The organism is Clostridium sp. C8-1-8 (assembly GCF_009928445.1).
Lineage (GTDB): Bacteria > Bacillota > Clostridia > Clostridiales > Clostridiaceae > Clostridium_AR.
In genome coordinates this window covers 1-210 of sequence record NZ_JAABNO010000109.1, presented here as the reverse complement: position 1 = coordinate 210, position 210 = coordinate 1, and the positions used below count along the sequence as shown (strand labels likewise).

1 rRNA gene is annotated in these 210 nt (G+C 41.4%); it reads left to right on the top strand.

Going from position 1 to position 210, the window contains the following annotated elements:
• Positions 1-103: 103 nt before the first annotated feature.
• A 5S ribosomal RNA gene (rrf, locus tag GXK57_RS26300) occupies positions 104-210 on the top strand; the annotation flags it as partial.

Sequence of the window (210 nt, the reverse complement as noted above, 5' to 3'; positions counted from 1 at the left end):
TTATGCATTTGAAGGGTAATTTAGCATTCGATAGAAGGCGTTAAAAATTACCCCGGAGAAGGTTAAGCTTCCTTTGAAGTAATTGATGATCAATATTAGAATATCTAGTGATAATGCGTTCATGGGTTACACTCGTACCCATACCGAACACGCCAGTTAAGACATGAACGGCTGATGGTACTGCATGGGCGACTGTGTGGGAGAGTAAGT